Source organism: Streptomyces sp. NPDC024687 (genome assembly GCF_055559055.1).
In genome coordinates this window covers 1,342,946-1,357,157 of sequence record NZ_JBVHLJ010000001.1, presented here as the reverse complement: position 1 = coordinate 1,357,157, position 14,212 = coordinate 1,342,946, and the positions used below count along the sequence as shown (strand labels likewise).

General features: G+C 71.9%; 10 protein-coding genes, 1 pseudogene and 1 riboswitch. Of the genes and pseudogenes, 10 read left to right on the top strand and 1 reads right to left on the bottom strand.

The window, feature by feature from the left end:
• Window positions 1-189: 189 nt before the first annotated feature.
• The gene (locus ACZ39I_RS06075) at window positions 190-855 is read right to left on the bottom strand and encodes a class II aldolase/adducin family protein (RefSeq protein WP_467243181.1); all 666 of its coding nucleotides are present in this window, start codon (window positions 853-855) and stop codon (window positions 190-192) included.
• A 153-nt stretch (window positions 856-1,008) separates the two neighbouring features.
• Here ACZ39I_RS06075 and ACZ39I_RS06070 point away from each other — a divergent pair.
• From ACZ39I_RS06070 to cobI, 10 genes and pseudogenes are all read left to right on the top strand, one after another.
• Window positions 1,009-1,156: pseudogene (locus tag ACZ39I_RS06070) on the top strand (hydrolase); the annotation flags it as partial.
• Between the two features lie 215 nt (window positions 1,157-1,371).
• Entirely contained in the window at window positions 1,372-2,622 is a 1,251-nt protein-coding gene (locus ACZ39I_RS06065) for an inorganic phosphate transporter (protein WP_467243178.1), read from the top strand.
• A 25-nt stretch (window positions 2,623-2,647) separates the two neighbouring features.
• A complete protein-coding gene (locus ACZ39I_RS06060; protein ID WP_352390451.1) occupies window positions 2,648-2,869 on the top strand; it encodes a hypothetical protein in 222 nt (73 codons plus the stop codon).
• A gap of 140 nt (window positions 2,870-3,009) precedes the next feature.
• A riboswitch (cobalamin riboswitch) is annotated at window positions 3,010-3,149 on the top strand.
• Between the two features lie 101 nt (window positions 3,150-3,250).
• Window positions 3,251-4,192 (top strand): cobalamin biosynthesis protein, encoded by a 942-nt coding sequence (locus ACZ39I_RS06055; protein ID WP_467243175.1) that lies wholly within the window; start codon window positions 3,251-3,253, stop codon window positions 4,190-4,192.
• On the top strand, window positions 4,189-5,724 hold the full coding sequence (locus ACZ39I_RS06050) for a cobyric acid synthase (RefSeq protein WP_467243173.1): 1,536 nt from the start codon (window positions 4,189-4,191) through the stop codon (window positions 5,722-5,724). The genes ACZ39I_RS06055 and ACZ39I_RS06050 overlap by 4 nt, the downstream gene beginning before the upstream one ends.
• Window positions 5,721-9,377: a cobaltochelatase subunit CobN gene (gene cobN / locus ACZ39I_RS06045; protein WP_467243170.1), complete on the top strand. Its 3,657-nt coding sequence runs from the start codon at window positions 5,721-5,723 to the stop codon at window positions 9,375-9,377. The genes ACZ39I_RS06050 and cobN overlap by 4 nt, the downstream gene beginning before the upstream one ends.
• Window positions 9,374-11,404 carry a putative cobaltochelatase gene (locus ACZ39I_RS06040; protein WP_467243167.1) on the top strand — a complete coding sequence of 677 codons (2,031 nt, stop codon included), beginning with the start codon at window positions 9,374-9,376 and terminating at the stop codon, window positions 11,402-11,404. Before cobN ends, ACZ39I_RS06040 begins: the two co-directional genes overlap by 4 nt.
• Window positions 11,404-12,003, top strand: a complete 600-nt coding sequence (gene cobO, locus ACZ39I_RS06035) for a cob(I)yrinic acid a,c-diamide adenosyltransferase (protein ID WP_451474137.1) — start codon at window positions 11,404-11,406, stop codon at window positions 12,001-12,003. The genes ACZ39I_RS06040 and cobO overlap by 1 nt, the downstream gene beginning before the upstream one ends.
• Window positions 12,000-13,466, top strand: a complete 1,467-nt coding sequence (locus ACZ39I_RS06030) for a cobyrinate a,c-diamide synthase (protein WP_467243164.1) — start codon at window positions 12,000-12,002, stop codon at window positions 13,464-13,466. The genes cobO and ACZ39I_RS06030 overlap by 4 nt, the downstream gene beginning before the upstream one ends.
• On the top strand, window positions 13,451-14,197 hold the full coding sequence (gene cobI / locus ACZ39I_RS06025; protein ID WP_352390458.1) for a precorrin-2 C(20)-methyltransferase: 747 nt from the start codon (window positions 13,451-13,453) through the stop codon (window positions 14,195-14,197). The genes ACZ39I_RS06030 and cobI overlap by 16 nt, the downstream gene beginning before the upstream one ends.
• The last annotated feature ends 15 nt before the right edge of the window (window positions 14,198-14,212 follow it).

Here is a 14,212-nt window from a genome sequence, read left to right as displayed (position 1 = left end):
GCGGGTTCGGTTGCGGGTGCGGGTTCGGTGGGGGCGGGCGTTCTGCGCAGTTCCCCGCGCCCCTGAACGCCTGCGGCGGCCCCGGGTGGGCGTCCTGGCGCAGGTGACTGCAACCCCTTAGCGGCGCGGGGAACTGCGCGACCAGCCCCCACCGGCCCGCAGCCGCCCGACAACCCGACCCGGCACCCCCTAACCACGCTGCCCGTACCCCCGCAACCGCTCCCCCGCCTCCTCGACCTGTCGCTCCGTCAGGAGGTTCGGGGTCAGGCCCGGTACCGATCGGGCCGTGAGCCACAGGTGGCACATCCATTCCAGCTGGGCCGTGCGGTCGTAGGCCTGGGTGAGGGTGGAGCCGTAGGTGATCGTGCCGTGGTTCTGGAGGAGGCAGGCGGAGCGGTCGGCGAGGGCGTGGAGCATGTTCTCGGCCAACTCGTCGGTTCCGTAGGTGGCGTAGGGGGCGACCCGGACGGGGCCGCCGAGGGCGCCGGTCATGTAGTGGATCGGGGGGAGTTCGGGCACGAGCGTGGAGACGGCCGTGGCGTGCACCGCGTGGGTGTGGACGATCGCGCGGGCGTCGGTGTTGCGGTAGACCGCCAGGTGCATGGGGAGTTCGCTCGTGGGGACCAGGGTGCCCAGGACCTGACGGCCCTCCAGGTCGACGCCGGTCACGTCGTCCGGGGTGAGACGGTCGTAGGGGACGCCGGACGGGGTGACCAGGACCGTGTTCCCGACGCGCACCGAGACGTTGCCGGAGGTGCCGACGACCAGTCCTTCGGCGACCGTCCGGCGGGCCGTGTCGACCAACTCGCCCCACGCGTCCGCCTCGCCCGATGATTTCTGCCGTTCCTCAGCCATGCCGTGATCCTGCCAGGCGGGGCGCCAGGGGGCGCGTTTCCGGGCGTGCACACCTGGCAGCAGGCCAGAGCCAAGGGCGCCAGGTTCGTCTACGTCAAGGCGACCGAGTCGGCATCCTGCTCGGGGCGTACCACTTCGCACTGCCGGACAGCCTGGTCCGCGGACGGCCGGACCCTGCCGCCGGCACTGGACATCGCATACAACCCGTACGGCAAGAAGCAGAAGTGCCACGGCATGACCGATCAGGTCGTTCAGTGACGAGGTGAAGCGGCTCACCGGGCGCCGGCCGGTGAGCTACACGGTGACCAAAATCTCTTCAACGGGTCGGCACGACAGCTCAAGAGGTTCGCCGTCGGGGCGTAGCCATGGGGCGTACGGGTCGCGCGGGGGCCGCGGGGTTCGACGCGGGGATAGCAGAAGATTCCGGTCACCGTGCCGCCCGCCCCAGTTCACCTTCCGTTCATCCAGGTTACCTACCTTCAATCTGCCAATGACCTCGAACGATTGCCTGGGTAAATGGAAAACTTCTCGCTGATCCTCGCGATTGTGGTCGTCACCGCACTCGCGTTCGATTTCACGAACGGTTTTCACGACACCGCCAACGCGATGGCCACCACCATCTCGACCGGTGCGCTCAAGCCCAAGGTCGCGGTGGCCATGTCCGCCGTGCTGAACCTTGTGGGCGCCTTTCTCTCGGTGGAGGTCGCCAACACGATCTCCAAGGGTCTCGTCGACGAGACCGGCATCCGTCCCGAGGTCATCTTCGCCGCCCTGGTCGGCGCGATCCTCTGGAACCTGCTGACCTGGCTGGTGGGTCTGCCCTCCAGTTCCTCGCACGCCCTGATGGGCGGTCTGATCGGCGCCACCATCGCCTCGGCGGGCATGGGCGCGGTGCACGGCGACGCGCTCGTCACCAAGGTCCTCATCCCCGCCGTCGCCGCCCCGATCGTCGCGGGTGTCGCCGCCATGCTGGCCACCCGGCTCTCCTACACGCTGGGCAAGAAGGCCGACGGCAAGGCCGCCGCGAAGGGCTACCGCACCGGACAGATCGCCTCGGCCGGCCTGGTCTCGCTGGCCCACGGCACCAACGACGCGCAGAAGACGATGGGCATCATCACCCTCGCCCTGGTCGCCGGCGGCGTCGTCGCCCCCGACTCCGACCCGCCCACCTGGGTCATCCTCTCCGCGGGTCTCGCCATCGCGCTCGGCACCTACCTCGGCGGCTGGCGCATCATCCGCACCATGGGCAAGGGCCTGACCGACCTCCAGCCGCAGCAGGGCTTCGCCGCCCAGACCAGCGCGGCCACCGTCATCCTGGCCTCCTCCCACCTCGGCTTCTCCCTCTCCACCACGCACTCCGTCTCCGGTTCGGTGATGGGCGCGGGCCTCGGCCGCAAGGGCGGGGTCGTCCGCTGGTCGACGGCCACGCGGATGTTCGTGGCCTGGGGCCTGACGCTCCCGGCGGCGGCCCTGGTGGGCGCCCTGGCCGAGTCGGTCACGAACCTCGGCGACTGGGGTACGGCGCTCGTGGCGGTCTTCCTCGTCGCCTCCAGCGCGGCGATCTGGAAGATCTCCCGGCGCGAGGTCGTGGACGCGTCCAACGTCAACCACACCGACGAGCCGGCCGGCGTGGTGACCACGGCGATCGCCGCCGTGACCCCGCCGCCCACGGGCACCGTGACCGAGGGCCTCACCGCCACGATCCCGGCTCCGGCCCCCGCCCCGGCCGCCGCGACGGAACCGGCCGCCCCGCCGGCCGCCGTCTGAGCCCCCCTCCTAAGGAAGCCTCACCATGAAGATCGACTGGGAAGCACTCGGCTCCGTCTTCGGCGTCAGCCTCGTCGTCACCGTGGGCCTCGTGGCCCTGTTCACCCTCGGCATCATGGGCCTGTCCCGCCAGGAGCGGGCCACGGCCCAGGGCGGCTCGGCCACGCTCGCGGTCACCGGCGCCTACGCCTGCTTCGCGGCGTGCGCGGCGGCGGTGGCGTACGGGATCTCTCTGATCGTGGCCTGATCATGGCCTGACGGAACCCCGTCACTCGACGGCCGGGCGGGCGCGGAACTTCCAGTTCCGCGCCCGCCCGGCCGTCTTTCATGACCGGCGATGTGGGGTTCTGCACACTCTCCCGCCGCAGGTCAACAACAAGTTGACGGGTCTCGAAGGCCCGTGGTGGACTGCCGGAGCCATTTACGGCGGCAGAAGAGGAAGCCGGTGCGAATCCGGCGCGGTCCCGCCACTGTCACCGGGGTAGACAACCCCGGGAGCCAGGAACTCTCGCCGCCGGACTCGTCGAACCAGGGCGTGGACACCCTGAGTGAGGACATGACGCGATGCTCGCCTGCCGATCCACCAGCGGTACCCGGTACGTGAACGACCTTGTGATCGGCTGACCCGATGCGTGCCGATCGCGTTTTCGCGTACGGCGCCGCCGCCGGTCTGATCGGTGACCTTCTGCTCGGTGACCCCCGTCGTGGGCATCCGGTCGCCGCGTTCGGGCGGGCCGCCGGAGCCGTGGAGCGGGTGCTGTGGCGGGACCACCGGGGGTGGGGCGCGCTGCACACCGCCGTGTGCGTGGGCGGTGCGGTGGCGCTCGGCGCTGTCGCGGAGCATGTCGTACGTCCCTCCCGTGCTGCCTCCGTCGTGCTCACCGGCGCCGCCACCTGGGCCGTCGTGGGCGGGACTTCCCTCGTACGGGAGGCCCGGGTCATCGGGCGGGCGCTTGAGGCGGGGGACGTCGAGGCGGCCCGGGAGCGGCTGCCCCATCTGTGCGGGCGGGATCCGCAGGCCCTCGATGCCGACGGGATCGCCCGGGCGGTCGTGGAGTCCGTGGCCGAGAACACGTCCGACGCCGTCGTGGGGGCGCTGGTGTGGGGTGCCGTCGGCGGGGTGCCGGGGCTGCTCGCATTCCGGGCCGTGAACACGCTGGACGCCATGGTGGGGCACAAGTCGCCCCGGTACCGGCGTTTCGGGTGGGCTTCCGCCCGGCTCGACGACCTCGCCGGGTGGCCGGGGGCGCGGCTCACCGCCGTACTCGCCGCCGCGGCCGGAGACGATCCCCGGGGTGCCGTGCGGGCCTGGCGGGAGGATGCGCACAGGCATCCGAGCCCCAACGCCGGGCCCGTCGAAGCCTCGTTCGCGGGGGCACTGGGTGTCCGGCTCGGGGGGACCCTCTCGTACGCGGGGCGGGTCGAGCACCGGCCGGTGCTGCATCAGGAGGGGCGCGCCGTCGCCATGTACGACATCGAGCGTGCCGCGCGGCTGTCGCGGCGCGTCGGGCTGCTCGCGCTCGGCGTCGGTGTCGCCGCGCGGGCCTTCGTGAAGGGGCGCAGCGCATGAGTGGCGGAGGGCTTCTCGTCGCCGGTACCACCTCGGACGCCGGCAAGAGTGTCGTCACCGCGGGGATCTGCCGGTGGCTGGTGCGGCAGGGGGTGAAGGTCGCGCCGTTCAAGGCGCAGAACATGTCCCTCAACTCGTTCGTGACGAGGGAGGGCGCGGAGATCGGGCGGGCCCAGGCCATGCAGGCGCAGGCCTGCCGCATCGAGCCGACCGCGCTGATGAATCCCGTGCTGCTCAAGCCCGGTGGCGAGCAGAGCAGTCAGGTCGTGCTGCTCGGCAAGCCGGTCGGTGAACTGAGCGCCCGGGGCTATCACGGGGGGCGGCAGCAGCAGCTCCTCGGGACCGTGCTCGACTGTCTCGCCGAGTTGCGGGGCACGTATGACGCGGTGATCTGTGAGGGGGCGGGGAGCCCGGCCGAGATCAACCTGCGGCGGACCGACATCGTCAACATGGGGATCGCCCGCAACGCCGGGCTGCCCGTGCTGGTCGTGGGCGACATCGACCGCGGGGGCGTCTTCGCCTCCTTCTTCGGGACCGTCGCGCTGCTCTCGGAAGAGGACCAGAAGCTCGTCGCCGGGTTCCTGGTGAACAAGTTCCGGGGGGATGTCAGCCTCCTGGAACCCGGGCTCGACATGCTCCACGGACTCACCGGGCGGCACACCTACGGCGTGCTGCCCTTCCGGCACGGCCTCGGGATCGACGAGGAGGACGGGCTGCGGGTGTCCCTGCGGGGGACGGTCCGGGAGTCGAACACGGCTCCTCCCCTCGGGGAGGATGTGCTGCGGGTCGCCGTGTGCGCGATCCCGCTGATGTCCAACTTCACGGACGTCGACGCCCTGGCCGCCGAACCCGGTGTCGTGGTGCGGTTCGTGGACCGGCCCGAGGAACTGGCCGACGCCGACCTCGTCGTGATTCCGGGAACCCGTGGGACGGTACGGGCACTTCAGTGGCTGCGGGAGCGGGGGCTCGCGGAGGCCATCGGGCGCAGGGTCGCCGAGCAGCGGCCCGTCCTCGGCATCTGCGGCGGCTTCCAGATCCTCGGCGAGCACATCGAGGACGAGGTCGAGAGCCGCCAGGGGCACGTCGAGGGGCTCGGGGCCCTGCCCGTCAGGGTGCGGTTCGCGCGGGAGAAGACCCTGACCCGGCCGGAGGGCGAAGCCCTCGGCGAGCCCGTCGCGGGGTACGAGATCCATCACGGGGTCGCCGACATCCACGGGGGCCAAGCGTTCATCTCTGATGACAAAGGACACAGTCTGGACGGCTGCCGGGTCGGCCAGACCTGGGGGACCCACTGGCACGGCTCTCTGGAGTCGGACGGTTTCCGGCGGGCCTTCCTGCGGGAGGTGGCGGCCGCCGCGGGCCGCCGGTTCGTGCCGGCCCACGACACGTCGTTCGCCGCGCTGCGCGAGGAGCAACTCGACCGGCTCGGCGACCTGATCGAACAGCACGCGGACACGGACGCGCTGTGGCGGCTCATCGAGTCCGGCGCGCCGCAAGGACTGCCTTTCATTCCACCGGGAGCGCCCGCATGAGCACAGTGTTGTTGTTGTCCACCGCCGACACGGACCTGTTGGCGGCCCGGGCCGCTTCCGGCGCCTCGTACCGGATCGGGAACCCGACCCGGGTCGATGTCGCGCAGGAGCTGCCGGCGCTGATCGAGGGCGCGGACATCGCCGTCGTACGGCTGCTCGGCGGCAAGCGGGCCTGGGAGGACGGGCTCGCCGCGCTGAAGACTTCGGGCATCCCGACCGTGCTGCTGGGCGGAGAGGCCGTTCCCGACGCCGAGTTGATGGCCGAGTCGTCCGTACCGGCCGGTGTGGTGGCCGAGGCGCTCAAGTACCTCGTCGAGGGCGGGCCCGCCAACCTGGAGGAACTCGCCCGGTTCCTGTCCGACACCGTGCTGCTGACCGGCGAGGGGTTCGTCGAGCCGCAGAAGATGCCGGAGTACGGCGTCCACGGTGACCCCGCTCTCGTGGAAGGCCGCCCCACCGTCGGCGTGCTCTTCTACCGGGCCCACGAGCTGAGCGGCAACACCGGCTTCGTGGACACCCTGTGCGAGGCAATCGAGGCGAAGGGCGCCAACGCCCTTCCCGTGTACTGCGGTTCACTGCGCGGGGCGGACCCCGCGCTCTACGAGATCCTCGCCCGGGCCGACGCACTCGTCGCCACCGTCCTCGCCGCCGGCGGTACCCACGCCTCGCAGGCCTCGGCCGGCGGTGACGAGGAGGCCTGGGACATCGGGGCGCTGGCCGACCTCGACGTGCCCGTGCTGCAAGGGCTCTGCCTGACAACGTCCAGGGCGGTCTGGGACGAGTCCGACGCGGCCCTGTCCCCCATGGACGCGGCCATGCAGGTCGCGATCCCGGAGTTCGACGGACGGCTGATCACCGTGCCGTTCTCCTTCAAGGAGCAGGGCCCCGACGACGTCCCGGTGTACGTGGCCGACCCGGAGCGGGCGGCGCGGGTCGCCGGGATCGCCGTACGGCACGCGGAGTTGCGGCACAAGCCGAACGCCGAGAAGAAGCTCGTGCTGGTCTTCACCGCGTATCCGACCAAGCACTCCCGGGTCGGCAACGCGGTGGGCCTGGACACGCCCGCCTCGGCGGTGCGGGTGCTGGACGCGCTGCGGGATGCCGGGTACGTCGTCGAGGGGTACCCCGACAACGGCGACGAGCTCATCCACCGGCTCATCGAGGCCGGCGGTCACGATGTCGAGTGGCTCACCGAGGACCAGTTGGCCTCCGCGCCCGCGCGGGTGCCGCTCGCCGACTACCGGGCCTGGTTCGGCCGGCTGGACCCGCAGCTGCGTCAGGCCATGCTGGACGCGTGGGGCGAGCCGCCCGGCTCCCTCTACGTCGACGGGGACGACATCGTGCTGGCCTCCCTGCAGTTCGGGAACGTCGTCGTGATGATCCAGCCGCCGCGCGGCTTCGGGGAGAACCCGATCGCGATCTACCACGACCCGGACATGCCGCCGTCGCACCACTACATGGCCGCGTACCGGTGGCTGGACCACTCCTTCGGCGCCGACGCGGTCGTCCACATGGGCAAGCACGGCACGATGGAGTGGCTGCCGGGCAAGGGCCTCGGCCTGAGCGGGGGTTGTGCTCCGGACGCGGTGCTCGGTGAGCTGCCGCTGATCTACCCCTTCATCGTCAACGACCCCGGCGAGGGCACCCAGGCCAAGCGGCGCGGCCACGCCACCGTCGTCGACCACCTGGTGCCGCCGATGGCGCGGGCCGACACCTACGGCGACCTCGCCAAGCTGGAGCAACTGCTCGACGAGTACGCGCTCGTCTCCGACCTCGACCCGACCAAGGCGCCGGCCGTCCGCGCGCAGATCTGGACGCTGGTCAAGGCGGCCGAGCTCCACCACGACCTGCATGTCGACGAGCAGCCGGACGACACGGCGTTCGACGAGTTCGTCATGCACATCGACGGCTATCTGTGCGAGATCAAGGACGTGCAGATCCGGGACGGGCTGCACATCCTCGGGGGCGGTCCGGTCGACGAGGCCCGCGTCAACCTCGTGCTGGCCGTGCTGCGCGCCTCGCAGGTGTGGGGCGGCCAGGCGAACGCCCTGCCAGGGCTGCGCGCCTCCTTCGCGGCTCATTTCGGGCTGGTGGAGAAGGAGTTGCTCGCCGAGCCGGGGGCGCCGCTGAAGGTTCCGGTGGAGCTGTCCGACCTCGTCGAGGGTCCCGCGCGGACGGCCGCCGACGCGATCGACCTGCTGGAGCAGCTGTGCCGGCGGGTCGCGGAGGGCATGGAGGCAGTCTCCTGGGACGCGGCGGCCGTGCCCGGTCTTGTCCGTGACGTCCTCGGCACCGAACTCCCGGAGGCCGTCGCGGTGTTGGAGTTCGCCTGCACGGAGGTCGTGCCCAGACTGGCCCGTACGACCGACGAGATCGGGCACATCCTCAAGGCCCTGGACGGCGGTTACGTCCCGGCGGGGCCTTCCGGCTCCCCGACCCGTGGTCTCGTCAACGTCCTGCCGACCGGCCGGAACTTCTACTCCGTCGACCCCAAGGCCATCCCGTCCAGGCTGAGTTGGGAGGTCGGACAGGCGCTCGCCGACTCGCTGGTGCAGCGGTACCTGGCCGACACCGGTGAGTACCCGAAGTCGGTGGGGCTGACCGTCTGGGGCACGTCGGCCATGCGCACGCAGGGCGACGACATCGCCGAGATCCTGTCGCTCCTCGGCTGCCGTCCGGTGTGGGACGACGCCTCGCGGCGGGTCACCGGCTTCGAGGTGATCGGCCTGGCGGAGCTCGGGCGGCCCCGCATCGACGTGACCGTCCGGATCTCCGGGTTCTTCCGGGACGCCTTCCCGCACGTCGTCGGGCTGATCGACGACGCCGTCCGCACGGTGGCGGAGCTGGACGAGCCGGCCGACCGGAACTTCGTGAAGGCGCACGCCGACGAGGACACCGTCGAGCACGGTGACCGGCGGCGCGCGACCGCCCGGATCTTCGGGTCCAAGCCGGGGGCGTACGGTGCCGGTCTGCTGCCGCTGATCGACGCCCGCAACTGGCGCTCGGACGCCGACCTCGCCGAGGTGTACGCGGTGTGGGGCGGCTACGCCTACGGGCGCGGGCTCGACGGGCGGGCGGCGCGCGGGGACATGGAGACGGCGTTCAAGCGGATCAACGTCGCCGCGAAGAACGTCGACACCCGCGAGCACGACCTGGTCGACGCGGACGACTACTTCCAGTACCACGGCGGCATGGTCGCGATGGTGCGCCACCTGACGGGCACCAACCCCGAGGCGTACGTGGGCGATTCCGCCACGCCCGACCAGGTGAAGACGCGGACGCTGGGTGAGGAGACCCACCGGGTCTTCCGGGCCCGGGTGGTCAACCCGCGCTGGATGGCGGCGATGCGACGGCACGGCTACAAGGGCGCCTTCGAGATGGCGGCGACCGTCGACTACCTCTTCGGCTACGACGCCACGGCGGGCGTGGTCGACGACTGGATGTACGAGAAGCTCAGCGCGGAGTACGTCTTCGACGCGGAGAACCGGGACTTCATGAAGAAGTCCAACCCCTGGGCGCTGCGGGGCATCACGGAACGGCTCCTGGAGGCCGCCGACCGCGGGCTGTGGGCCGAGCCGGACGCGGAGACGCTGGAGCGGCTGCGGGCCACGTACCTGGAGCTCGAGGGCGACTTGGAGGGTGACGAGAAGTGAGTACCCCGTTTCCGTTCACGGCCGTCGTCGGCCAGGAGGACCTGCGGCTCGCGCTGCTGCTGAACGCCGTCTCACCGGCGGTCGGCGGTGTGCTGGTGCGCGGCGAGAAGGGCACCGCGAAGTCGACGGCGGTGCGCGCGCTCTCGGTGCTGCTGCCGGAGGTCGCGGTCGTCCCCGGCTGCCGTTTCTCCTGTGACCCCGCCGCGCCGGACCCGTCCTGCCCGGACGGCCCGCACGAGGTGGGCAACGGCGGCATGCGCCCCTCCCGCATGGTCGAACTGCCCGTCGGTGCCTCCGAGGACCGGCTCGTCGGCGCCCTGGACATCGAGCGGGCGCTCGCGGAGGGCGTGAAGGCCTTCGAGCCGGGCCTGCTCGCCGACGCGCACCGCGGGATCCTCTACGTCGACGAGGTCAACCTCCTCCACGACCACCTGGTCGACCTGCTCCTCGACGCGGCCGCGATGGGGGCGTCGTACGTCGAGCGCGAGGGCGTCTCCGTGCGCCACGCCTCGAAGTTCCTGCTGGTCGGCACCATGAACCCCGAAGAGGGCGAGCTGCGGCCGCAGTTGCTCGACCGGTTCGGGCTGACCGTCGAGGTCGCGGCCTCGCGGGAGCCGGACCAGCGGGTGGAGGTCGTACGGCGGCGGCTCGCCTACGACGACGACCCGGCCGGGTTCGCGGCCCGTTGGGCGGACGAGGAGTCCTCCGTACGGCAACGGATCGTCGCCGCACGGGAGTTGTTGCCGTCGGTGCGGCTGGGCGACGGGGCGCTCCGGCAGATCGCGGCGACCTGTGCCGCGTTCGAGGTGGACGGCATGCGGGCCGACATCGTGATGGCGAGGACGGCGACCGCGCTGGCCGCGTGGGCCGGGCGGACCGAGGTGCTCGCCGAGGACGTGCGGCAGGCCGCGCTGCTCGCGCTGCCGCACCGCAGGCGCCGTAACCCCTTTGACGCGCCGGGTCTCGACGAGGACAAGCTCGACGAGACGCTGGAGGAGTTCAGCGGGTCCGGGGACTCGGGGGACTCCGGGGACTCCGGGGACTCCGGGGAGGATGACGAGCCGGACCCGGATGGGCCGGGTGGGGGTGGTGGCCAGCCGCCGTCGTCCGACGGGCCGCAGGCCGACGGGGATTCCGGCGCGCAGCCGGAGGCAGGGGACGCCGGCGAGCCGCAGGCGTCCGGGGCCGGTTCCGGGGAACAGGCCGCCGCACGGGCTGCCGAGCCGTTCCGCACCAAGATGCTCAGCGTGCCCGGGCTCGGCGACGGCGCTGCCGGGCGGCGGTCGCGGGCGCGGACCGAGCACGGGCGCACCACCGGTGCGCGGCGGCCCCAAGGGGCTTTGACCAAGCTGCACCTGGCGGCCACCGTGCAGGCGGCCGCGCCCCATCAGCGGGCGCGGGGGCGGTCGGGGCGCGGGCTCGTGGTCCGGCGGGACGATCTGCGGCAGGCGACGCGTGAGGGGCGCGAGGGCAATCTCGTGCTGTTCGTCGTCGACGCCTCGGGGTCGATGGCGGCCCGGCAGCGGATGAGCGCGGTGAAGGGGGCGGTGCTGTCGCTCCTCCTCGACGCGTATCAGCGGCGGGACAAGGTGGGCCTGGTGACGTTCCGGGGTTCGGCGGCGGAGGTCGCGTTGCCGCCGACGTCGTCCGTGGACGCGGCGGCGGCCCGGCTGGAGACGCTGCCGACCGGTGGGCGTACCCCGCTCGCGGCCGGGCTGCTGCGGGCCCATGAGGTGCTGCGGGTGGAGCGGCTGCGGGATCCCGCGCGGCGGGCGCTGGTCGTCGTGGTGACGGACGGGCGGGCCACCGGAGGGCCCGAGCCGGTCGCCCTGGCGGGGCGGGCGGCCCGGCTGTTCGCGGCGGAGGGCGTGGCCTCGGTCGTCGTGGACTGTGAGTCCGGGCCCGTGCGGCTGGGGCTGGCCGGGCAGCTCGCCGGTGAACTGGGCGGTACCGCGGTGACGTTGGACGAGTTGCGGGCCGACTCGATCGCCGGACTGGTGAAGGACGTACAGAGGAGGGCCGCGTAATGCCGCAGGGACAGCCGAGTGTGGTGCCGGACGACGGGCTGACGACTCGTCAGCGTCGTAATCGGCCGTTGGTGGTCGTGCACACGGGGGTGGGCAAGGGCAAGTCGACCGCCGCCTTCGGGCTCGCCCTGCGGGCCTGGAACCAGGGGTGGCCCATCGGGGTGTTCCAGTTCGTCAAGTCGGCGAAGTGGAAGGTCGGCGAGGAGAACGCGCTGCGGGTGCTGGGGGCGTCCGGCGAGGGCGGGACCGTCGACTGGCACAAGATGGGTGAGGGCTGGTCCTGGGTGCAGCGCGATGCCCAGATGGACAACGAGGAGAAGGCCCGGGAGGGCTGGGAGCAGGTCAAGCGGGACCTCGCCGCCGAGACGTACAAGCTGTATGTGCTCGACGAGTTCGCCTACCCGATGCACTGGGGATGGGTGGACACGGACGAGGTGCTCGACGTGCTCGGGAATCGGCCCGGGACCCAGCACGTGGTCATCACCGGACGGAACGCGCCCGAGAAGCTCGTCGACTTCGCCGATCTCGTGACCGACATGTCCAAGGTGAAGCACCCCATGGACACCGGGCAGAAGGGGCAGAGGGGCATCGAGTGGTGACGTCTTCCGTCCCTCGGCTGGTCATCGCCGCGCCGTCGTCCGGCAGCGGGAAGACCACCGTCGCCACGGGGTTGATGGCCGCGTTCGCCGCGCGGGGGCTCGCCGTGTCTCCGCACAAGGTGGGGCCGGACTACATCGATCCCGGGTATCACGCGCTCGCGAGCGGGCGGGTGGGGCGGAATCTCGACGCGTATCTGTGCGGTGCTGAGCTGGTGGCTCCGCTGTTCCTGCACGGGGCGCGCGGGTGTGACATCGCCGTCGTGGAGGGGGTGATGGGGATGTTCGACGGGGCCGCGGGGGAAGGGGAGCTGGCGTCCACGGCGCATGTGGCGAAGCTGTTGCGGGCGCCGGTGGTGCTGGTCGTCGACGCCTCGTCGCAGTCCCGGTCCGTCGCCGCGCTGGTGCACGGGTTCGCGTCGTGGGATCCCGAGGTGCGGGTGGGGGGCGTGATCCTCAACAAGGTCGCCTCCGACCGTCATGAGGCGTTGCTGCGGGAGGCGCTGGAGTCGGCCGGGGTGCCGGTGTTCGGGGTGCTGCGGCGGGTGGCTCAGGTGGATACGCCTTCTCGGCATCTGGGGTTGGTGCCGGTTGCGGAGCGGCGGGGGGAGGCGGTGGACGCCGTTGCGGCGATGGCGGAACAGGTCCGTGCCGGGTGTGATCTCGATGGGCTGGTTTCGCTGGCGCGGGGTGCGGGGGCGTTGTCGTGTGCGGCTTGGGATGCGGCTGAGGTGTTGAGTTCCTCGCCCCCGCCGCCCCTACCCTTCCCGTCCCCAGGGGCTGCCACCCCTTCGACCCCGCCTGGGGGCTCCGCCCCCAGACCCCCGTCGGCCCTTGAGGGGCCTCGTCCTCAAACGCCGGACGGGCTGGTAGTCGCAGTCGCCGGTGGTCCTGCCTTCACCTTCTCCTACGCCGAGCACTCCGAACTGCTCGCCGCCGCAGGAGCCGAGGTCGTCACCTTCGACCCGCTGCGGGACGAGCAGCTGCCCGACGGGACCGTCGGCCTGGTCATCGGGGGCGGTTTTCCCGAGGTCTACGCCGCCGAGCTGTCCGCCAACGAACCGCTGCGGAAAGCCGTCGCCGCCCTCGTAGAGACCGGCGCTCCCGTCGCCGCCGAGTGTGCCGGGCTGCTGTATCTGTGCCGTGAGCTCGACGGGCAGCCGATGTGCGGGGTGCTCGACGCCTCGGCGCGGATGGAGCAGAAGCTCACCCTCGGGTATCGCGACGCCGTCGCCGTGAGCGACAGTTCGCTCGCCGTCGCCGGGACGCGGATGCGGGGGCACGAGTTCCACCGGACCGTGGTGGAGCCGGGGGCCGGGGACGCGGCCGCGTGGGGTGTGCGGGTGCCCCGGCGGCGGCTCGAAGGGTTTGTACAGCGTGGTGTGCACGCGAGTTATCTGCACACGCACTGGGCCTCGCAGCCCGGTGTCGCCCGTCGGTTCGTGGAGAGGTGCCGGACGTCATGAGCAGCAGCAGGTTGATCGGGGTCGGGGTCGGGCCCGGGGATCCCGAGCTGGTGACCGTCAAGGGCGTGAACGCCCTGCGCGCCGCCGACGTGGTCGTCGTGCCGGTCATGGACACGGGTGAGCGGGGGCGGGCCGAGGCGACCGTGCTGCACTACGTGCCGCAGGAGAAGGTCGTACGGGTCGTCTTCGCCCTCAACGAGCGCACGGATCACGGCCGCCGCGAGGCCGCGTGGGACGCCGCCGGTGAGCGGGTCGCGCAGTTGTTGCGTGCCAACGGCTCCGTCGCCTTCGCGACCATCGGCGACCCCAACGTCTACTCCACCTTCACCTACCTCGCCCACACCATCGGCGAGCTCCTGCCCGGCGTCGTCGTCGAGACCGTGCCCGGGATCACCGCCATGCAGGATCTCGCGGCGCGGTCGGGGGCCGTACTGACCGAGGGCACCGAGCCGCTCACGCTCGTGCCCGTCACCGCCGGTTCCGCCGTGCTCAAGGACGCGCTCAACGGGCCCGGGACCGTCGTCGCCTACAAGTTCGGGCGGCAGGCCGCCGAGGTGGCCGAGGTGCTCAGGGAAACCGGGCGGATCGAGGACGCCGTATGGGGATCGGCGCTGGGGCTGGACGCCGAGTCCATTCGGCCCGCCGCCGAGCTCGACGGGGCTCCCCTGCCGTATCTCTCCACCCTCATCGCGCCCGCGCGGCGGGACGGCACCCGGGGCGGCAAGTTGTGACGCCCTCCGCAGACC

Coding starts and splice junctions, on each gene's coding strand:
- ACZ39I_RS06075 (WP_467243181.1), bottom strand. CDS start 855: ATGGCTGAGGAACGGCAGAAATCATCGGGCGAGGCGGACGCGTGGGGC.
- ACZ39I_RS06065 (WP_467243178.1), top strand. CDS start 1,372: ATGGAAAACTTCTCGCTGATCCTCGCGATTGTGGTCGTCACCGCACTC.
- ACZ39I_RS06060 (WP_352390451.1), top strand. CDS start 2,648: ATGAAGATCGACTGGGAAGCACTCGGCTCCGTCTTCGGCGTCAGCCTC.
- ACZ39I_RS06055 (WP_467243175.1), top strand. CDS start 3,251: ATGCGTGCCGATCGCGTTTTCGCGTACGGCGCCGCCGCCGGTCTGATC.
- ACZ39I_RS06050 (WP_467243173.1), top strand. CDS start 4,189: ATGAGTGGCGGAGGGCTTCTCGTCGCCGGTACCACCTCGGACGCCGGC.
- cobN (WP_467243170.1), top strand. CDS start 5,721: ATGAGCACAGTGTTGTTGTTGTCCACCGCCGACACGGACCTGTTGGCG.
- cobO (WP_451474137.1), top strand. CDS start 11,404: ATGCCGCAGGGACAGCCGAGTGTGGTGCCGGACGACGGGCTGACGACT.